This is a genomic window from Spirosoma sp. SC4-14 (genome assembly GCF_037201965.1).
Classification (GTDB): domain Bacteria; phylum Bacteroidota; class Bacteroidia; order Cytophagales; family Spirosomataceae; genus Spirosoma.
Window position 1 is genome coordinate 2,857,823 of record NZ_CP147518.1, and the last position, 18,453, is coordinate 2,876,275.

17 protein-coding genes and 1 pseudogene are annotated in these 18,453 nt (G+C 49.8%); 4 read left to right on the plus strand and 14 right to left on the minus strand.

Translation table 11 applies throughout. The annotated features are described in order from the left end of the window. Nucleotides 1-63: 63 nt before the first annotated feature. Nucleotides 64-879 (plus strand): MBL fold metallo-hydrolase, encoded by an 816-nt coding sequence (locus tag WBJ53_RS11510; protein WP_338876266.1) that lies wholly within the window; start codon nt 64-66, stop codon nt 877-879. A gap of 8 nt (nt 880-887) precedes the next feature. Here the strand turns inward: WBJ53_RS11510 and WBJ53_RS11515 are convergent, their stop codons facing one another. The 12 genes and pseudogenes from WBJ53_RS11515 to WBJ53_RS11570 all read right to left on the minus strand — a co-directional run. Beyond that, nucleotides 888-1,277 (minus strand): DUF4267 domain-containing protein, encoded by a 390-nt coding sequence (locus tag WBJ53_RS11515; protein WP_338876267.1) that lies wholly within the window; start codon nt 1,275-1,277, stop codon nt 888-890. Nucleotides 1,278-1,351: 74 nt separating this feature from the next. Next, nucleotides 1,352-1,942 (minus strand): cyclic nucleotide-binding domain-containing protein, encoded by a 591-nt coding sequence (locus tag WBJ53_RS11520; protein ID WP_338876268.1) that lies wholly within the window; start codon nt 1,940-1,942, stop codon nt 1,352-1,354. A gap of 58 nt (nt 1,943-2,000) precedes the next feature. Next, nucleotides 2,001-3,593, minus strand: a complete 1,593-nt coding sequence (locus WBJ53_RS11525; RefSeq protein WP_338876269.1) for an ABC-F family ATP-binding cassette domain-containing protein — start codon at nt 3,591-3,593, stop codon at nt 2,001-2,003. Between the two features lie 422 nt (nt 3,594-4,015). Then, a complete protein-coding gene (locus WBJ53_RS11530; RefSeq protein WP_338876270.1) occupies nt 4,016-4,453 on the minus strand; it encodes a carboxymuconolactone decarboxylase family protein in 438 nt (145 codons plus the stop codon). Between the two features lie 63 nt (nt 4,454-4,516). Further along, on the minus strand, nt 4,517-5,092 hold the full coding sequence (locus tag WBJ53_RS11535; protein WP_338876271.1) for a Crp/Fnr family transcriptional regulator: 576 nt from the start codon (nt 5,090-5,092) through the stop codon (nt 4,517-4,519). 50 nt (nt 5,093-5,142) lie between these two features. Further along, entirely contained in the window at nt 5,143-5,508 is a 366-nt protein-coding gene (locus WBJ53_RS11540) for a hypothetical protein (protein WP_338876272.1), read from the minus strand. A 501-nt stretch (nt 5,509-6,009) separates the two neighbouring features. After that, the gene (locus WBJ53_RS11545) at nt 6,010-6,786 is read right to left on the minus strand and encodes a LytTR family DNA-binding domain-containing protein (protein WP_338876273.1); all 777 of its coding nucleotides are present in this window, start codon (nt 6,784-6,786) and stop codon (nt 6,010-6,012) included. Nucleotides 6,787-6,790: 4 nt separating this feature from the next. Continuing rightward, entirely contained in the window at nt 6,791-7,819 is a 1,029-nt protein-coding gene (locus WBJ53_RS11550; RefSeq protein ID WP_338876274.1) for a histidine kinase, read from the minus strand. A gap of 27 nt (nt 7,820-7,846) precedes the next feature. Continuing rightward, nucleotides 7,847-8,590: a hypothetical protein gene (locus WBJ53_RS11555; RefSeq protein WP_338876275.1), complete on the minus strand. Its 744-nt coding sequence runs from the start codon at nt 8,588-8,590 to the stop codon at nt 7,847-7,849. Continuing rightward, on the minus strand, nt 8,587-9,729 hold the full coding sequence (locus WBJ53_RS11560; protein WP_338876276.1) for a serine hydrolase domain-containing protein: 1,143 nt from the start codon (nt 9,727-9,729) through the stop codon (nt 8,587-8,589). The genes WBJ53_RS11555 and WBJ53_RS11560 overlap by 4 nt, the downstream gene beginning before the upstream one ends. A 12-nt stretch (nt 9,730-9,741) precedes the next feature. Continuing rightward, entirely contained in the window at nt 9,742-10,350 is a 609-nt protein-coding gene (locus WBJ53_RS11565) for a hypothetical protein (protein WP_338876277.1), read from the minus strand. A 301-nt stretch (nt 10,351-10,651) separates the two neighbouring features. Continuing rightward, nucleotides 10,652-10,967: pseudogene (locus WBJ53_RS11570) on the minus strand (DDE-type integrase/transposase/recombinase); the annotation flags it as partial. A gap of 122 nt (nt 10,968-11,089) precedes the next feature. On the opposite strand from WBJ53_RS11570, the gene WBJ53_RS11575 reads away from it, so the two are divergent. The 3 genes from WBJ53_RS11575 to WBJ53_RS11585 all read left to right on the plus strand — a co-directional run bounded on the left by WBJ53_RS11575 (nt 11,090) and on the right by WBJ53_RS11585 (nt 13,977). After that, on the plus strand, nt 11,090-11,944 hold the full coding sequence (locus tag WBJ53_RS11575; RefSeq protein WP_338876278.1) for an AraC family transcriptional regulator: 855 nt from the start codon (nt 11,090-11,092) through the stop codon (nt 11,942-11,944). A gap of 73 nt (nt 11,945-12,017) precedes the next feature. Next, entirely contained in the window at nt 12,018-12,848 is an 831-nt protein-coding gene (locus WBJ53_RS11580) for an NAD(P)-dependent oxidoreductase (protein ID WP_338876279.1), read from the plus strand. Nucleotides 12,849-13,155: 307 nt separating this feature from the next. After that, on the plus strand, nt 13,156-13,977 hold the full coding sequence (locus WBJ53_RS11585; RefSeq protein ID WP_338876280.1) for a CPBP family intramembrane glutamic endopeptidase: 822 nt from the start codon (nt 13,156-13,158) through the stop codon (nt 13,975-13,977). Nucleotides 13,978-14,288: 311 nt separating this feature from the next. On the opposite strand, the gene WBJ53_RS11590 is transcribed toward WBJ53_RS11585, so the two are convergent. Beyond that, on the minus strand, nt 14,289-15,899 hold the full coding sequence (locus tag WBJ53_RS11590; RefSeq protein WP_338876281.1) for a serine hydrolase domain-containing protein: 1,611 nt from the start codon (nt 15,897-15,899) through the stop codon (nt 14,289-14,291). 474 nt (nt 15,900-16,373) lie between these two features. Continuing rightward, nucleotides 16,374-18,275, minus strand: a complete 1,902-nt coding sequence (locus WBJ53_RS11595; RefSeq protein WP_338876282.1) for an AAA domain-containing protein — start codon at nt 18,273-18,275, stop codon at nt 16,374-16,376. Nucleotides 18,276-18,453: the final 178 nt, after the last annotated feature.

Consider the following 18,453-nt stretch of genomic DNA (forward strand, 5'->3'; position numbering starts at 1 on the left):
AGGATTTTTTATATCAGTAATATCCTGTAAATCCTGTCGAATGAATCCATCCCCATGATTTCGATGATACTATTCACTGACCACAGGACCATTTGCGCGACCTGCGGAACGCAATATCCATCAGACGTTGCCTTACCCGAACTCTGCCCAATCTGCGACGACGAGCGGCAGTATATTGGCGATAACGGCCAAACATGGACGAGCCTGGCAACACTGGCAAAAGACCGCGCCATCCGGTTCAGTCAGGTTAGCGACCGGCTGTATGATCTACGAATTACCCCCGCATTTGCCATCGGTCAACGGGCGTTTCTTATTCTGTCCGAATCGGGCAATGTACTGTGGGATTGTCTGCCGTTTCTGGACGAACCCACCATTGCCTTCATTCGCTCCCTGGGCGGTCTGAAAGCCATTGCGATCTCGCACCCGCACTACTATAGCCTGATGGCCGAGTGGGCGCGAGTTTTTGAATGTCCGGTCTATATTCACCAGAGCGACGCCGTTTGGGTGCAAAATCACACATCAGCCATAGCGTTCTGGTCGGGCGAACGAAAATCGCTTTGGGACGGTATGGAGATCATCAATACGGGTGGTCATTTTCCGGGAAGTTGCGTACTGCTCCAGCCCGATTCGTCCGGGCAAACGAACCTGCTAACCGGCGATACCATCTACGTAGCCCGCAGCCGACGGCTTGTTACGTTTATGTACAGCTATCCGAATCTCATTCCGTTGCCCAAAAAAGCGATTGAACAGATCCGGGATCGGATGGCCGGGGTTTCGTTCGACCGTATCTACGGTGCTTTCGAGGGCATGGTCATTGCGGAAAACGGTCGGTCCGTGTTCGATGCGTCGGTTCAGCGGTACCTGTCTATTTTCGAGTAATAAGTCGCTTACCGATTTTTTGGGCGTAGCAGAAAGTAGCTGGTAATCCAGGCTGTGAGTGCCGTCAGGCCATGAATCCAGGCTGCGCTTGCCAAGGCTGAAGGTGACGTAAGAACAATGATCATATCGCCGAGCGGAACCAGTGAACCCGTCAGAAAGACGATGGCAAGTGGTTTGCGCCAGTTCAATAGCGTGAAAGCACCGATGGTTACGCCTGAAAACAGATCCCGCACGGCTTTAATGTAATGAAACGAATTGTTGGGCTGGTTATAAATAAGCCCAAAGTCGTGTTCGGCGGACTCGCTGGCTAACAAAAAACGACCAGCGATAAAAAGAAGTCCGAACGTAAATAGATAACCGACGATTTTGGCCCCTAAAGGCAATTTTTCTGTGAGCATGGCTGTATGATTTGTTTTGACCCGACAAAGGTCCGGCTCCATACAGCCATTCGCATTCACATGGGTGAAGATCGTCAATAGTGCTTTCCTGCCCGCTGCGCCCGAATTCGGCTGAGCGACTGTGGTTTGATACCAACATAAGAAGCGACCACGTACTGAGGTACCCGCTCCTGCAAATTCGGAAAACTTCTGATAAACGTATCGTATCGTTCGTCGGCAGTTTCTTTATAAAACGAGGTGAGCTTTTGCAACATCCCAACAAACAGGTCTTCAGCTACCAGCCTCCCGAATTTTTGCCCCTCCATTAGTTGTTCATACAACCGTTGTAGATTACGGTAGTTAATAACCAGCAGTTGCGTATCTTCAATAGCCTGAATGAACCGGATGGAGGGTGTTTGGGTCAGAAAGCTTTCATAATTGCAGGTAAACGACTGCTCGGCTGAGAAATCGTACGTATGCTCCAGTCCGTCGTCCAGGATGTAATACCGGAGCAGACCCCTCACCACAAAGCCTACATAATGACAGACATCTCCAGCTTGCAGAAAAAAATCGCTGGCGTTTATTGTCCGGCGTTCAAACAGAAGATGAACAATAGCTTCTTCCTCTTCTGCTACCGTTATCCAATGACGAATAGTATTGATCAATAAGGCGTAATCTGCTTCCATAGTGCCTGCGCTCAGTTTTGTCAAATCAGGTCAGATGTAAAAGTAAGGCTGTCAAAACTTACCTCACTGAAATTGTCGAGTCAATGTCGATCGCATCAATGAAATACTGATCGTGCGAAATAACGACGACGGAACCCGCAAAGTCCTTAATGGCCGATGTAAGTACCTCCAGGCTCTGAATGTCCAGATTATTGGTCGGTTCATCCAGAATCAACAGGTCGGGAGCGTTGTTGCTGACCACCAGACAGCAAAGTGATAGTTTCATTTTCTCGCCACCACTCAACTCCGCGCATTTTCGGTCCCAGGCTTCGCGGGGAAACTGGAAACGATACAACATCATTTTCAGCTCCGACTCCGGCAGGTGGCGGCTGTTGTGCTGCTGAAGCTGTTCATAAACAGAATACTGCTTGCTGATGATCGAATATTCCTGATCGATACATGCATAGCGAAAATCACCTCGGTACAGGCTTCCCGTCGACGGTTGTAGCTCACCGGTCAGCAGGTTGATCAACGTTGTTTTGCCCGAACCATTAGCCCCGGAGATACGGATTCTGTCGCCGGAGCGTATCTGAAAACTCAGCGGAGAAAGCCAGAGCATCTGACTGCCGTAGCTAAAATTGATGTCCTTGGCTTCAATCAACATCTTGCCCCGATGTAAGCCCGATGACTGAAGGTCTATTTTCAGAGTCTGATAGTCCTGAATCTGGCTCCTTATCTGTTTAAGATGGTCGGCCAGCCCGTTTAGTTTCTCATGCTGAACATCGTTCAGCTTTGCCGTACTCTGCTCCGCCTGACTTTTCCGCCCGCCCGCAATGATTCGGGGGAGCGATTGGGTTTTACCCTGCGCTTTGCCACGGGCTTCCTGCTTTTGGCGTTGTTCGGCCAGGTCGCGGGCCTTTTGCTGGGCCTGTTTGAGCGTTTTGGCATTTTCGTCTAGCTGGGCTTGCAGGGCATTACGTTTGCCTTCTTTCTGCTCCCGGTAGAAATCATAGTTGCCGCCAAAAACCTCAATACCGCTTTTGCTTAACTCCAGCGTGGTGTCGAGCAGATTCAATAACGCCCGGTCGTGGCTAACCACCAGCATCGTCGCTTTGCTTTTCCGGATAAACGCATACAGCAGGTCACGGCTTTGTGTATCCAGATGGTTCGAGGGTTCATCGAGCAGAATAATACCCGGTTCATGGATGAGAATACCCGCCAGAAAGACCTTCGTTTTTTCGCCACCGCTCAGCCATTTCATCGGTTGGTTCAGATCGACATGATTCAGCTGCCAGTACGACAAAGCTGCCTGTACGCGCTCTTCGATGTCCCATTCATCGTTCAGTTGCGTAAATGTGTCGGTGCTGACGTTGCCTTCCAGAATGGCCTGTAATGCTCGCAATTTGGAATCTACGTCGAGAACCTGGGCTACTGTTTGTTCGTCATATTGTCCCAGATGCTGCGGTACATAATATAGGTTTTCGGAAAGGCCGATTTCGCCTTCGGAGGGCATTCGCTTCCCGGCAATCAGTTGTAATAGCGTTGATTTGCCCGACCCGTTATGGCCAACCAGCGCGGCTTTTTCGCCGGTAACCACCGACAGGTGAAGGTGCTGAAACAGGATTTCGTGATCGGGATAGATATAGGAAAGTGCGTTCACGACGATACTCATGAGGAAGAGGAATTTAGAAAATGAACTGAAGTAGATTAATGAAATAGCTATACAGGTCCGAAAGGAATGGACTGTATAGAGGGAGTCGTAGCCATTGCCGGATAAATAGGCCAGCAGCAATGACTCAGATAAATGAAATGGATTACATGATTGCTAAGTATAGGTCAATACACGTCTGGGTGGTGTAGTTGACGATCTGACAAATGAACTGTCAAACGTTCCGTTGGGCCGGAACTCAGGAAAATTATCCTGTTACTTAGATCTTACATGTTGGAATGTATTGAATGAACTCCGCAAAGATAAGCCTTTGAGTGGAGTTTTCTACATCGAAGGGAGCATCACGAATGCATCAAAGCCCATCAGGAATGAGATGACTATCATTCCTGATGGGCTTTGGGCTGAAACGTTGTTGACGATGCGCCTTAGTCGATGGGTAGATTTGTACTTACGGCAATGCGGTTCCAGGCGTTGATGACCACCACCGACATAATGATTTCGGCAATGGTTTCGGGGCTGAAAAACTGCCCGGCCTGCTGATAGGTAGCGTCCGAAACACCATGCTGATGAATCAGGGTTACATCTTCGGTGATGGCCAGAATCGCTTTCTCTTCGGGCGTAAACAGGTCGGTTTCGCGCCAGGCGTTCAGCAGAAAAATGCGCTGTGGGGTTTCGCCGAGTTTTAGCGCATCGCGGGTGTGCATATTCAGGCAGAAGGCACACTGATTGATTTGCGACGCCCGAATCTTGATCAGTTCTTTTTGAATCGGCGATATGCTCAGTTGACTGACACTGGCCGATAAGCCGTACATGGCCTTCCAGACCGCAGGCAGCGTTTGTTGAATCTTTACTCGTTGTTCCATTGCTGTGTTGTTTTGGTTGGAACAAAGGTAAATCCACTTACAGGCCAGACTTCTTAAACCAGTTTAAGAATGCTTTCGGCTTCGGATTTCGCTCAGGTATTCGGGCGTAAAACCCAGATACGAAGCCAGTAAGTATTGCGGAATTCGCTGGACAAACTCCGGGAACAGTCGGACAAACTCGTGGTAAAGTTCCTCCCGCGAGTGATCGTATTGGTACTTCATCCGATACTGAGCCGCTGCATGTGCCCGCTGGTGAACGAGTCGGAAATAGCGTTCCAGATAAGGATGTTGCGTCAACATAGCCTCATTTTGGGCATAATCAATGGCCATAACTTCCGATTTCTCGACGGCCTGAATCGAAAACACAGCGGGCTTTTGCGTGGAGAACGACGTATAATCGGAGAGCCACCAGTTTTCGAGCGCAAACTGTACGGTTTGCTCCACGCCTTTTTCATTGATGAAGAACATCCGAAGGCATCCGCTTACGACGAAATAATTCGATTTGCAGACCTGCCCTTCCTCCAGTAGATTCTCCTTTTTACGGAGGTGTATCGACCGGAAAAACGGTAAAGCGTCGGCAAGATTCTGGTCATTGACGGTGATGAATTTTTGGATATGCTTTTGTAGCGAATCGGACATGGCTTGGCTTCAACTGGCGGTGTAAGCGATTTTTAGCAATCGGTTTGGTTTTAGATAAAAGTATTGACGGTTTGCGGACCGGAATTTTTATTTTCCCAGATGGGTGTATTCGACCGCATTAGCTCACTAATCTGGAGTAGATTACTCTTGCTGAACCACGATGTATTTTCAGAGCCGCCCCAGCTTTTTACGCTATCGGCTCCATCGAAGCGAAGACTTTTGGCCGCGTCTTCGGTAAGTGTAACGGTGTTGGCCGCCGTATGAACCATCAGATTTACCGTATCCTTCTCATTCAATACCGCTTTTACAGAGAGGTTATTATAGCTGGTCAAATTAAAAGGAATACTGGACGAAACGTTCGTATTTGTTTGTTGGCCGAAAAGCGCCTGAGTGGATAAAGCAAAGAGTAATAGCAAAATGAGGTGGGCCGGTTTTGCCGGACACTTTTTGATTTAGAGATTGAGTGAAATTAGTCTGGTAATACTGCCGCTTCGGCAGTCCGATTCTCAAAATTAATCGGTGATTGATAACCCTGAGCCGTATATAAACGCCAGACGCTATAATACCCACGTTGGTACATGGTTTTGCAGGGATCGTATCGACAAACTATGTTTTTATTGCACACTTTCTACAGCCGGAACTTTGGAACGTTTCGTGAATCACTGCCGAGTTACCCCGGTCAGTTGTTGGCTCTACTTTCATTACATATGTCTATTGGGGGTTGGCCAAAAACAGCGGCTCTGCTTAAACTTGCACTCGATAATGGCGGCTTATATATTAACTCGGTCAGTTGCTATGTGGGCTTCATATTAAGACGGTTGCGCGAACGATTTATCAGATGGAAAGGCCAGTCGATTTTAAACCTGTCAACCACAACAAGTCGGATACGATTAGTTACCTACGTTCGTTGGTAGGATTCACTCGCCCAGCCACGCTCGAAACTCGCCTGCCCGGTCGCGGCTGATAAAGACGTCCTCCTCGATTGGTGGGTTAAGGTCGACTTTGAGCCGACCGTTAAAGTGCAGATGCACCCGGCCGACCGCCTTCACGCTCAGGATAAATTGCCGATTGGCACGAAAAAACTGCTTTGGGTTCAACTTCTCGCCTAGTTCATCCAGGGCGTAGTCCATCAGCATGGTACGACCGTCCCACATCTGCACGAACGTTAAGCGTTCGCGCGTGAAGAAATACGCCATGTCGGCTACGTCGACGGGTACCAAACGGGCTCCCTGTTTCAGTAAAAAGCGGTCGCGATAATCTGGAGCGGGGGGCGGACTGGCCCGTAACGTAGCGAGTAGCTGGCCCAGATCGAGAGCCGGATGGACTGGCCCGTAGCGGTGCTGCCACTCACCCCATTTGGCCAGGCTTCGGCGGAGGGCCGCTTCGTCAATCGGTTTGAGCAGATAGTCCACACTATGGACCTGAAACGCGTTTAGTGCGTATTCGTCGTAGGCGGTCGTGAAAATAATCGGGCATTTAACCGCTACCCGGGCAAAAATATCAAAACTTTGCCCGTCCACGAGTTCAATATCGGCCAGCAGCAGGTCGGGCTGCGGGTGCGATTGAAACCAGCCGACCGACGTTTCCACGCTGTCCAGGATAGCTAGCACCGTCACCGTCGGGTCGTAGTCCAGCACCATCGTTTGCAGTTGCCGGGCCGCCAGGGGTTCGTCTTCAATGATGAGTAGGTTCATAATGTTAGTTTACCAGGGGTACTGTGACGATAAAAGCCTGTTCGTCTTCCTGAATCTCTATTTCGGGCTGGCCTAGCAGGCGGTATTTCTGGCTGATAGCCAACAGCCCTTTTTGGGCAGATGCCACGTCGGAGCGGGGCCGTCGCTGCAGGTTATTTTCAACCACCAACCTGGCCCACCCGTCGCTGTGGATGCGGATCGTGAGTGGGCGGCTCGCCGACACTACGTTGTGCTTAACGGCGTTTTCAACCAGTAATTGTAACGTCAGGGGCGGCAGGCGGCAGATCCGGCAGGCGGGGTCAACGGCAATGTCGACGTGCAGCCCCGTCTCAAAGCGTGTTGTCAACAGGCCGAGGTAAGCGTGGGTAAAGGTCAGTTCTTCGTCGAGCGTGATCAGGGGCTGCTCATTGCTTTGCAGCAGATACCGATACACCTGCGCCAGTTCACCGATGAAGCGGACAGCCTTCGGGTTTTCGTTGGCTTTTACCAGCGCCTGCAACGTATTGAGACTGTTGAAGAGGAAATGGGGCTGCACCTGCTCTTTCAGCGATCGAAGCTGCATTTCCAGTTTGGTCCGGCGCAGCTCTTCCGACGCCCGCTTTTCGATCAGCCATTGCCGGAAAAAATACCGCGCTTCGTAGATCGCTCCGATAATGGTGGCGTAGAACAGGCCGATACCGATCATGAACAGCGGGTCACCCAAATCCGGCTCCTGCTTGTTGGCAAAGACGTAGTACTGCGTCAGCAGCAAACGAACCAGTACCAGCAACCCTGTAACTGGCACACTCAGTACGGTCAGCCAGATGATCCGTTGCCGGGTGTGTTCCAGACCGGCATACCGGCGCTGGGCCTGTATAACCAGTTGCCGAATGGTAAACCAGGATAAGTAAAGCGTGAAAATACCATAGGTAATGAACCGCCAGCGACTCACGGGGGCCGCCACCAGCGTGTTCAGGTTAAAGAACACCGTACCGGCAGCCCACAGAACCAGCGGGCCGCCAGTACGTAGCATCTTGTCATTCAGGTGGTTCATGGGCATGGTCGGCCAGTGGGCCAGGGCTTAAAATAAGACAAATCCATGCTGTATTTCAACCCATAGACCAAACGCAATGTGCCAGAGAGCATAATGACCCAGCCGAACGGCCGACCCGGCCATAAAGCCGTAGTGCCGGAAGAAAACGGCCTGCAATAAGTTCATGGCGTAGCCCGTACCGAAGCTGTAGACGATGAGCGCGGGTGAATCGGTGATGAGTTGATCGAGTGGCTCGACTAGTGAACTGATCCCGGCCAGCACCCAGAATACTCGTTCGCTACGTTCGTTCTTCAGCAAAAATCGGCCAATCAACCACATCAGCAGAGGGAGCGGCACCAGCCGGTACAGGCAGTCGGTGTACAACGCGCCCGACCCGAACAGCAGTAGCGAATACGGAAACGGCTGCATGAAAGGCGTCAGGGTCGTTACCGGCTTTGGATGCAGCACCAGTTTGAACACCGCGAGGTCGGCCACGGCGAAGCTCAGCCCTATCAGCAGTGGCAGCGTCCATCGCTCGTAGTTGGAAATGCGCCAGTCGAGCCCGTCGGCAAAGCCGGTACGGGGGGCCAGCCAGACGCCCAGACCGCCCAGCGCTACCTGCGCCACGCCATCCCAGCCAAACAGCCGGAGGTTGGGTACGCCCTGATTGGCCAGATAGTCTCCAGCCAGCAGCGTAACCAGGCAAAACAGGACGCAGCCACCGTACAGCAACATACTGGCGCGGCTGGGCGTTGTGGACACCAGGCGCCGTGAAGCGGGCAGGTTCTTCATTTCATCAGCCGGTTCATCAGGCTCTTGTCAGAGCCATTGCCGTTATTTTTGTAGAGGATAAACACGCCATTGTTGTGCGGAAAATATAGCGCATTGGCTTCAAATCCTACCGAGCTGCCATTGTGGCCGTAAGCGGTGCCGAGTTCGGTGGCCCAGGTTTCCAGCCCCAGCCCGTATTCACAATCACCATTCGGGCAGGTTGGTAGGCGGACGGAGGTCATCATCTGGCTTAGGGACGCTTCCGACAGCAGGTGACCTCTGAATAAGCCGGCCATGAAGCGGGCCAAATCGGTGGCGGTCGAGATAATGCCCCCGTCCGCTTCCCCGTCGCTATCGGCACGGTCGAGGTGGCTTACATCAAACAGGCGACGATTGCCGTAGAGGTCGGCGTACCCGCGCACCACCTTCCGGTCGTCCCGGACTTCCAGATACGTATCGGTCAGCCCCAGCGGCTGGAAAATCAACTCGCTGAATACGTCCTGTAACGGCTTGCCGGTCTGCTGCTCAATGATTAGTCCCAGCAACCAATAGCCCGCATTACTGTAGCGGAACTGCGTACCGGGTGAAAAAAGTAACGGTTTTTCGTATATGTATTCGGTCAGCAGTTGGTGGGTGCTCATCCGGAACCGGGCCTGATAGTCGTTAACGATACCGAGCTGGTAGCGCAGACTGCTGTTGGGTGGGTCCACCAGGCCGCTGGTATGGCTGAGCAGGTGCCGCAGGGTAATTTGGTCGGCCTGCGGAATCCGGCCCACCGTCGACGGTAGCAATTGGCCTAGTTTGTCGTCTAAGCGAAGCTGTCCGCGTTCCATTAATTTTAGCGCAACAACGGCCGTAAACACCTTCGTAATACTGCCTACCCGGAATTGGGCGCAGACGCGCATATCGGTCTGGTATTCGAGGTTGGCTTTCCCCACGGCTCCAACCCACAGGGCTTCGTCGGGTTTCTGAATGAGCAGCAGGCTGCCCGGTGAGCCGGTGTTCTGGCGGTACTGTTGCAACTCGTTCAAATACCGCTGATGCTTCGGATGAGCCGCAAAGGCGTCTGGCGGGCAGGAAGAAGATTGGGGTTGGGGTACGTCGAGTTGCGTACAGGCCAGCAGGTTCAGCAGGGCCAGTACTGAAAGGGTCGTTTTCATAGCGTTCTGGCGTTATCGATTGAGTAACAGACGGGTGCCCACGTGCAGGGCCGCGTGGGGTAGCAGGGGTAACCTCTGGTTGTTGAACGGCGTTTCGGCAAATAGTTCGTAGCGGGTAAAGACGCTCACCGGTGCGGTCGAGTGCGCCCTGAAGCGGTAGCCCAGCCCCGCACTGAGCGAGGGCATGGCCCGGAGCATGAACCGCGACGCTGGCCGGAATTCACCCGCCCCGCCGGGTTGGTAACTGCGCAGGTGCTGCGACAGCCCCAGGGCACCAAGGCCGATGAATGTTTCGGCATACAGGCCGCCGATAAATTTACGATAGCCAAATTCGGAGTTTAAAAACAGGCCGGTTTGCAGTGCCCGGTGGTGATAGACGCCCACGTTCAAGGTCTGAATGAGTTGCGAACCGGGCCGATTGTGGTAGTATACCTCCGTGCCAACGCGGATGCCGACATTGGCATTCTTTAGAAAGCCCCGGAATGTAGGCAGGCTTACGGCGTGCGAAAACACCGATACCGTAAGGGGCGCACCCGGCCTGGGGGGAAATTCTCTCGGTTGCGCCACGGTTACGGTACTAATACCGGCCCATAGCAGCAGGAACGGACATCTTTTTAACATGGTCACTGGTAGTTGTTGGTTGACGGGGCAAAACTAGGGTACCCTCCCCCAAAGCGGGCCGGAGCGCGTTTGAAAGGCCAAAATCTGCCCCTGAGCAACCCAAAAACCGGTCTGAATCACAGCTTGCTTCGTCACGGCTTTGTCATAGCCACGGTGGGAACGTACCCATTCGTTTGTGCATAAGAATGGTTTCGTGCCGATGGCAGCATGAAACCGCCCTGACGGATGCCGATCAATCAAATGCACTTGCGACTACCCGGCTATGAGTGATTTTAAGCAAAGATGCCGTAACGGCGGACCGTTCGTGTTTGATCGTTCGCCAAAACCGCTCAATGAAAATATTGTCTAGGGCACGTTCTTTTGAGTCCATACGGATTTTTGTTTCATTCGTAATCAGCGGATTAGGGAAAATATGACTGGTAAACTGACTCCGGTACCAGCCGCCCGGCCTGATCAGTGTTAAAGATTTCTGGTTTGCCCCGCCTTGTTAGCGATTCTTCCAGCGCTTCGACACAAAAATCAGCCAACAAAGCATTACTCAATCGCCAACTCAAAATGAATCGACTAAACCAGTCAATGATAGCACACAGATACAGAAAACCGTTGGTCATTGGGAGACACTTATTCGTATTCAATGTTGTTGAGGGTAAACGTTATATTCTATTCTGTCTGGCACTGGTTGCCTTTCCTAGGGTAGAAAAGTAGGTTTTGATTCATTACTATTCGGCAATTACCAGGTATGACCAGTACCAATTCGTTACCAGAACATTTCAGCCAAAATAGCCAACTGCCTATTCGAATTGTGTCTCCCAATTTTGGCCATGTGTCTCCAGAGACTAGAGAAAACTATGCTCCCACCCACCGCTTATCGTACTACTTCTTGCTTTTTATACTGGAGGGCTCTACTCCGTATGGCCTTGATGGGGAAACATTCGACGTTGGAAAGTATGAATTACTTTTCGCCTTGCCGCATCAGATTCAACAGGTAGCCTTCGCCCAACACAGTAAAAAGTATTATAAATTGGGCTTTGATGAGGAATGCCTGTCCCGATTACCCAGGCAATACCCGTTCCTGCTGAATCCACTTAATCAGCAAAAAATAAGTTTTTCAACGCTTGCCGCCAATAGACTTCAAGCAATCTTTGACATACTTCAAGGTTTATTAACGGCTTCGGATACGGACCCAGAACTCATCTTAGCCCATCTCAATAGCCTGCTGACGGAGATTAATGCGGCTTATTTTGCCGGTGAGCAAAAGCCAGCCGATGACCGACTTACCAAATACATTGGCTTCAAAATATTTGTCGAAAACAACTTGACCGATCACCCGGCCATTAAGGATATTGCTCAGGAGCTTGCTCTCAGTACGGATAGTTTATATCAGCTTGTTAAACAGTATTCGGGACTTTCGCCCAAAGAATATATGACGAATCGTCTTATCCTGGAAGCCAGACGCCGGCTGTGCTATGGAGAGCGATCTTCTGTTAAGGAACTAGCTTTTGAACTCGGTTTCAGTGATCCTGATTACTTTTCCCGCTTGTTTAAAAAAGTAACGGGGAAAACAGTCGCCGGGTTTTTTCAGGATTTGTCCTGAACACATCGGCTTTCATCCGGCTCTGTTCACGGCGCTATTGTGAGCTTTGTGCTTATCATAAATCAGATAGGCTATGAACAGACAAGTAGGTAAAATATTGATAACCGGTGTAACCGGTTTGGTTGGTGAGCGCTTGCTCCGGCGTCTTGTTGAGGCAGGCATGGACTGCCGTGCGCTGGTGCGAACCGGAAAGCGTATTCCGGCCAGTGTAACGGCGGTTGAAGGTGATCTATTCGATTTTACATCGCTCGCTGAGGCTGTAACGGATGTGTCGGCCATTATTCATCTGGCAGCCGTGTTTCGCACACAAGACACAGATCTGATTTGGAAGAGCAATCTGGAAGGGACGCGCAACCTGATCAACATAGTAAAAACGCATGCGCCTGACGCCCGATTCATTTTGGCGAGTACCACTAACGTCTACAACGCAGATAATCCGCATCCCGGCCGGGAAGATGACGACGTAGCTCCTCAACAAGCCTACCCCGCCAGCAAGGTGGCGGCTGAGAAGGAACTGCGGGAAAGTGGTCTGAACTGGGTAGTCTTGCGATTTCCTTTTGTCTACGGCGATGGGGATGGGCATCTGGAAGCGTTGCCGAAGTATGCGATAGCGGGCAATTGGCACCCTGCTATGCGGATGAGTACCATCCACCACCGCGACATCGCCACGGCGATGCATTTGGCCTTGTTGGGTACAATGGACGGGCGCATCGTCAATATCGCCGATGAAGCTCCCACGTCGATTTACGAATTAGCCCAGTTAGTTGGTGAGCCCTTAGATTCCTCCTGTGAGCCGCTCATGAATCCTTGGTATTTGCTTAGCGATAGTACGCTGGCTCGTCGGCTGGGCTTCCAGCCTACCGTCCGGACAGTCTATCAGGCTGTACAGGAGCGCATAATGTAACTTATTGTCAATAAAAGTAAGCGGTTTTAAGAGAGAGAACAACTCGCAAATAAATCCCTGCAAATTCTGTTTTTTCTCTTAGAACCCGCCTACTTGAGACGAGCGCTTGCATCTATCTGTTCCACAAATGGGCATTTGACGAAACAATTCGATTTTTTTAAAAGAAACCGTACATTCTGATAACTTACTTCAATAGATGCCTTTTATCCTACAATATTACCGCATAAATACTATGTTTAGCATAGTACTATGTTATCAATTCTATTTGCTTTGAAAATGTACAAATCTTTTCAAATCAATTCTTTTGATGGCATCTTCACTACACCCTACTTCCCATCAGAAACCTATCTATACGCTACTGCGTGTTCTACTCTTTTACAGCCTTAGCGTTGCAATATTGCTCTTTACCTCCCGATTGACAAAGAGTCTGCCTACCACAGTTGCCAATCTGCTGTCGATTGCCCTGGCCTCTCTGCTGACCTTTCTGCTGGTGGTTGGATTTACTCGATGGGAAAAACTTCATTTATCCGATGTTGGCGTTATACCCGGCAGTCAGAGCGCTAAGCGATTCGTAACGGGTTATCTAATCGGTCTTTCTATGGCCGTAATGCAGGCCATAATCGTCCTTTTTTTTGGGCGTCTACATCTTGTTTTCAACCCGCACATGGCGGCAGTGGAGATTAGCTTATCAGCTTTGCTCTATTTATTAGTGGCCTGTCGGGAAGAACTGGCGTTTCGTGCCTACGCGTTGAGAAGTCTCAGTAACTCGATAACTTCGGCCTTTGCCTTGTTGATCATTATCGTGATCTTTATTGGTGAACACATACTGGCTGGAATGAACTGGATGACGGCAGTGATCGGTTCGGGACTAGGCGGAATTTTATTTGGCATTGCTGCACTTAAAACCCGTGGGTTAGCCTTGCCGTTAGGGCTTCATAGCAGTTGGAATTTTGGGCAATGGATGATAGGCTTCAAAAACAAACCTGGAATCTGGGAAGCAATCGTAGACAAAGGCTATGAAGCCAAAACGGAAGCTATTGGTTTAGCCGCTTTTGCACTAGTGATGGTTCTGGCTATTCTAGCCGTTTCAATTCTTTATAAAGTCAAAAAGAAATCGGATAGCCTATAATTCAGGATCTCTTAAAATACTTCCAGGTGAGACGCAAGAAAGCTGGTGTACCTGCTTCTGAAATGGAGTAATTCATGAACCGACAGTTATGTCTCCCCGTGCCAGAATAAACTGTCGTTCGGCTTAAATGAAACAACTAACCGATCTCCAAAATCGTAAGGGATTTTAAGCGCATAAATGGTCTTAACGGCACGGGGATTTGCTTGGCAGGAGGCACCTACTCTTTGAAAGGGAATTGATTCAAAAAGGGGGCGTTTGGTGAAACGGCAACGCAACGGCTAGTTAAATGAATTAGCATTAACTCAAAACATTTATCTAGCCTCTGTTTTCTCAAAATACAGATTGCGCACCGGATCGGTCGTGAGATAAAAACCAGTGATCACCTTTTTCTTATTTCTGGAGAAGCGAGCCACAATACCATCTGCGAAAACATCTTTTATGAATGGGGCGAGTTCTATAATCTCATTTTTGGGCATCTTCAGCACCAAATACCCGTCTTTTATCGATAAGCTATAGCTCGTGTTTAGCTCCGAACTGAAAAAGTTTCCCGTATACTCCTGGAGTTCTGCCGCCGACGGGTTAATCCGTTTTACCTTGTCGTAGTCCTGAACCTTCGAGCCTGGCAGGCTAACCTGTAGTTTCGTATGGATGGAATCCCCGCTAAATTTGAACTCGTAAGACTGGATCGTAAACTCAGCATTAGTAGTGGCCAACAATTCTGTAGAGCCCAATAGCAATTTGCCCTCTTTAGCCCTAACGTTTAGGATTGAATGCGTTCGGGAATCAAAGTAGTCACCTGCCCAATTTCGCAAAACGGTGCTATCGGTTTTAAAAACTGGTTGTTGAGAAAGGCTATCTTTCAAAAAAATATCGACGACTTTGTCCGTCAGAGACCTGACGCTGATGTTAGCTAGATTAGCCAATACAATTACTGAGAAGTGTTGATCGGGAAATCTGATCATATTGCACCGATAACCGGCATCAGCACCACTATGCCCTTCGGTTCTATAGCCTTTATACGTGCTGATGACCAGACCAGAAGCATAATCCTGTGGGGTTCCGTCATTCAATTCGCCAGTACGTCGCATTAATTTTATCAAGGCATCACCCCCAATTTTCTTACTATAGAAATTCTCGTCCCATTTAGCCAGGTCTTCCACAGTCGTAAATAGGCTTGTTGATCCATAGTAATCGAAAACGGGAAGGCTTATTTTCCAATTGCCTTTCCTGTCTCTTCGATAAGCCGAAGTCCGGTTGGGAACGATTTCAGAGTGATTACTATGAAAATGCGTATGGCTCATGCCCAGCGGCTTAAAGAATACCGAATCGGCATAGTCTCTTAAGGAAATGCCCGTAATTCGTTTGACGGCAATTGCTGCTAAAGTATAGCCCGTATTACAATAGGCGTATTCCTCACCCGGTATAAAGTTTAACGCTTTTTGCCGAGTCAACATAGTCAGGATATCGTTTTCAGTAATCAAATCATCATCACGCCAGCCCGCCAGCCATTGCAAATCCAACTGATCCCGGATGCCACTGGTATGATGGAGCAAGTGGTTCAACGTAATGGTATGCCCAAAAGCGGGAACCTCAGGAACATATTTCCGGATGTCATCGGTTAGCGAAAGCTTACCGTCCAGGGATAATTTTAGCAACGCTGCGGCAGTAAACTGCTTGGAGAGGGATGCAGTGTGAAAAATTGAGGAGGAGTTGATGGCGATGTTGTATTCTAAATTTGACATGCCGTAGGCTCTTTGGTAGATAATTTTACCCTCTTTGAGGATAGCTAAGGCACAGCCGGGGGTATTGGTTTTATCATATTCTGCAAAAACTGCATCTATCTTTTGGGTTAATGAATCGGGTAGTTGTCCATAGGTTGATGAGCAGAGACTAATCAATAAGAGGCTAAAAATGAATCGCATGTGCATTGTTGGTTCGTGGGGCTACAACGTTAAAAATCGTGTGAGTTTGCAAGCTCATTCTGGTAATAGCCAGGAGCTGAAAACGAGCAGATAGATAGAAAACTGCCTTCTGGCTGCTGAAACAAACATAGTTGTTATAAATAGTACTATGTATAACAAAGTATCTAAGCGGTTCAATAAATAGATGAGTGGTAACAGCAACAAGGTGTATAAGCAAATGGCTAGCCCTTCATAACAATGCCATAAGCATGTCATCGGAGTAGCTATTCTGTTTTACGAAAAAGTCCTGTTCGAGGGAATAAGCCAATAGAAACAACACAATTTTAGTGAGAAACCCCGATTCTGTAACGGCATGGATCGTCTTGAAAAATTGGCCTCTTCCCAGTAAACTGGACAGCCATTGGGTTAGGGGAATGGATTTACTTTTCTTACGCATCTTGTAGGCTAATGTAGCATAGTCATTTATGTCTCATCTTACCCCATCCATTCCCAGGCACTTTGGTAGGTGTTTAAGGCTTCGGCATAGGTGATAAAGTCGGCGTAGAAAGGCAGGCTGGCCAGGGTGGCACTGTCGCCAACAATCACCAGTTTTTTGCGGGCGCGAGTCATGGCGACGTTCATCCGGCGAATGTCGGACAGGAAGCCAATGTCGCCCTCAGTATTGCTGCGAACCAGTGAGATGTAGACAATGTCGCGCTCCTGCCCCTGAAAACTGTCGATGGTATTTACCGAAATTTTAGTGCCATATGCCAATAGATCAGGGTATTGTGATAACTGTTCTTTCAGGATGTTGATCTGCTGTTTGTAGGGCGAGATGAGGGCAATGGTCGGAAAGTCCTGTATGGTATAATGGTTGCTCAACTCCGCGACCTGCTGGCTCAGATGCCGCATCAGCAGGGCCGCTTCTTCGGGATTGGTCGAACTGGTACCGTCCAGCTTTTCATCGAATCCGCAACCGGCCGTATCCACAAACACCAGCGAGGTATCACCGTCGTACAACGAATGACGGGCTACCGACGCATGGGCTTTTAGCTTGTTTTCATAAAAGACCTGCGACGAGTAGCCCATGATGTGTTCATGCATCCGGTACTGCTCATCCAGCAGCGATACCGCTTCGGGATGCAACTCTACGCATTTTTCGAGTAAGGTTTTAGCCAGACCTTTCCGGGCTGCTTCGGCTGATTTGATGGTGGGCGGGAGCTGGCAATGATCACCGGCCAGCACTACTTTCTGCGCTTTCAGGATCGGAATCCAGCAGGCGGGTTCGAGGGCCTGACCAACTTCATCAATAACAGCGGTATGGTACGTTAGATGCCGGACGGTGTAGTGGTTGGCACCAACCAGTGTAGCCGTAATTACCTGCGCTTTGGCAAGCAGATCGTCGATGACATATTGCTCCGTGTTGGCCACGTCTTTCATGATCCGGTGTGCTTCGTCGAACAGGGCTTTGCGTTGTTCGCGCTCGGCTTTGCCAAAATTTCGCTTGTACTTATGGGCCATAGTTCGGAACTCATTCGCCTGTTTTTTCAGCTTTTTCGCTTCTCTCATAGCGCTGTGTTCCGATACTTTATGATCGAGTGTGAGGGCCATTAGCCGATCTGATACGCGGGCCGGGTTGCCGATTCGGAGTACATTGAGCCCTTCGTTGTGCAATTTTTCACTGAGCAGATCGACGGCCGTGTTGCTGGGAGCTACTACCAGTATTTTCTGGTTGTCCTGTTTGACCAGCGTTTTAATAGCCTGAATCAAGGTGGTGGTTTTTCCGGTACCGGGAGGGCCGTGTACAATAGCCAGTTCATTGGCACCCACTATTTTCTCGACGGCCGCTACCTGACTCGGATTCAAACGGGGGAGCGTCAGCTTCGGAATTTCAGAAGAGAACGTAGGCTCTTTACTGCCCGTCAAAATCTGAATAAGACGATTGTCTGATTTGTTGTTCTGAATTTTGGCTGTTTTCAGCGCCTGCTCCATTTCGTCGTAGCTATTCTCGTCAAACAGTACTTCGATGCCCAGTTTTCCATCCCGCGACCAGTCGGGGAGTTCGTCGGTACGCAGGGTTATCTTGGCGCGGTTGCCGCTTTGGTGCGTTATGGTGCCTTCGACCCGGTCGGCTTTCGGATCGTAATTGCTGAATAGAACAGCAGGTATCCCAAACCGGAGCTGATGCGGAATATCCTGATGCGTTGTGCGTTCAATCTCTACCGTCAGGTAATCTCCCCGGCTCATTTCGGAGCCCCGAATCGCAATCGGATACCAGGCCAGGCCGTTGGCCCGCCGTTCGGCAATGGACGTGGTTTCGGTGAGTTTTTGATATTGGGCGCGGTCTTCGGCTCGTTCGATCTTTAGCAGGTCGAGCAGATCGTCAAAATAAGTCATCCACAAAAGTAACTACTTCCCCAATCATTGTCTGGGGCTATCTATACAACACCGTTCGGGCAAAAAAGCTCTCGCGTTGGTCAACCGGGAAATAATAGCTAATGCACGATGGGGCTGTGCTTTCGCAATCGGTGTTATTTTTCGAGAGGATTAACAGGGTTTCCAGAAGTAGTTTTAA

What these genes read in the sequence shown, in the direction of transcription:
- WBJ53_RS11525 (WP_338876269.1), bottom strand. Translation starts at nt 3,593, where the DNA reads ATGAGTATCGTCGTGAACGCACTTTCCTATATCTATCCCGATCACGAA.
- WBJ53_RS11545 (WP_338876273.1), bottom strand. Translation starts at nt 6,786, where the DNA reads ATGAACCTACTCATCATTGAAGACGAACCCCTGGCGGCCCGGCAACTG.
- WBJ53_RS11585 (WP_338876280.1), top strand. Translation starts at nt 13,156, where the DNA reads ATGGCATCTTCACTACACCCTACTTCCCATCAGAAACCTATCTATACG.
- WBJ53_RS11565 (WP_338876277.1), bottom strand. Translation starts at nt 10,350, where the DNA reads ATGTTAAAAAGATGTCCGTTCCTGCTGCTATGGGCCGGTATTAGTACC.
- WBJ53_RS11560 (WP_338876276.1), bottom strand. Translation starts at nt 9,729, where the DNA reads ATGAAAACGACCCTTTCAGTACTGGCCCTGCTGAACCTGCTGGCCTGT.
- WBJ53_RS11580 (WP_338876279.1), top strand. Translation starts at nt 12,018, where the DNA reads ATGAACAGACAAGTAGGTAAAATATTGATAACCGGTGTAACCGGTTTG.
- WBJ53_RS11515 (WP_338876267.1), bottom strand. Translation starts at nt 1,277, where the DNA reads ATGCTCACAGAAAAATTGCCTTTAGGGGCCAAAATCGTCGGTTATCTA.
- WBJ53_RS11555 (WP_338876275.1), bottom strand. Translation starts at nt 8,590, where the DNA reads ATGAAGAACCTGCCCGCTTCACGGCGCCTGGTGTCCACAACGCCCAGC.
- WBJ53_RS11595 (WP_338876282.1), bottom strand. Translation starts at nt 18,275, where the DNA reads ATGACTTATTTTGACGATCTGCTCGACCTGCTAAAGATCGAACGAGCC.
- WBJ53_RS11520 (WP_338876268.1), bottom strand. Translation starts at nt 1,942, where the DNA reads ATGGAAGCAGATTACGCCTTATTGATCAATACTATTCGTCATTGGATA.
- WBJ53_RS11530 (WP_338876270.1), bottom strand. Translation starts at nt 4,453, where the DNA reads ATGGAACAACGAGTAAAGATTCAACAAACGCTGCCTGCGGTCTGGAAG.
- WBJ53_RS11535 (WP_338876271.1), bottom strand. Translation starts at nt 5,092, where the DNA reads ATGTCCGATTCGCTACAAAAGCATATCCAAAAATTCATCACCGTCAAT.
- WBJ53_RS11510 (WP_338876266.1), top strand. Translation starts at nt 64, where the DNA reads ATGATACTATTCACTGACCACAGGACCATTTGCGCGACCTGCGGAACG.
- WBJ53_RS11575 (WP_338876278.1), top strand. Translation starts at nt 11,090, where the DNA reads ATGACCAGTACCAATTCGTTACCAGAACATTTCAGCCAAAATAGCCAA.
- WBJ53_RS11590 (WP_338876281.1), bottom strand. Translation starts at nt 15,899, where the DNA reads ATGCGATTCATTTTTAGCCTCTTATTGATTAGTCTCTGCTCATCAACC.
- WBJ53_RS11550 (WP_338876274.1), bottom strand. Translation starts at nt 7,819, where the DNA reads ATGAACCACCTGAATGACAAGATGCTACGTACTGGCGGCCCGCTGGTT.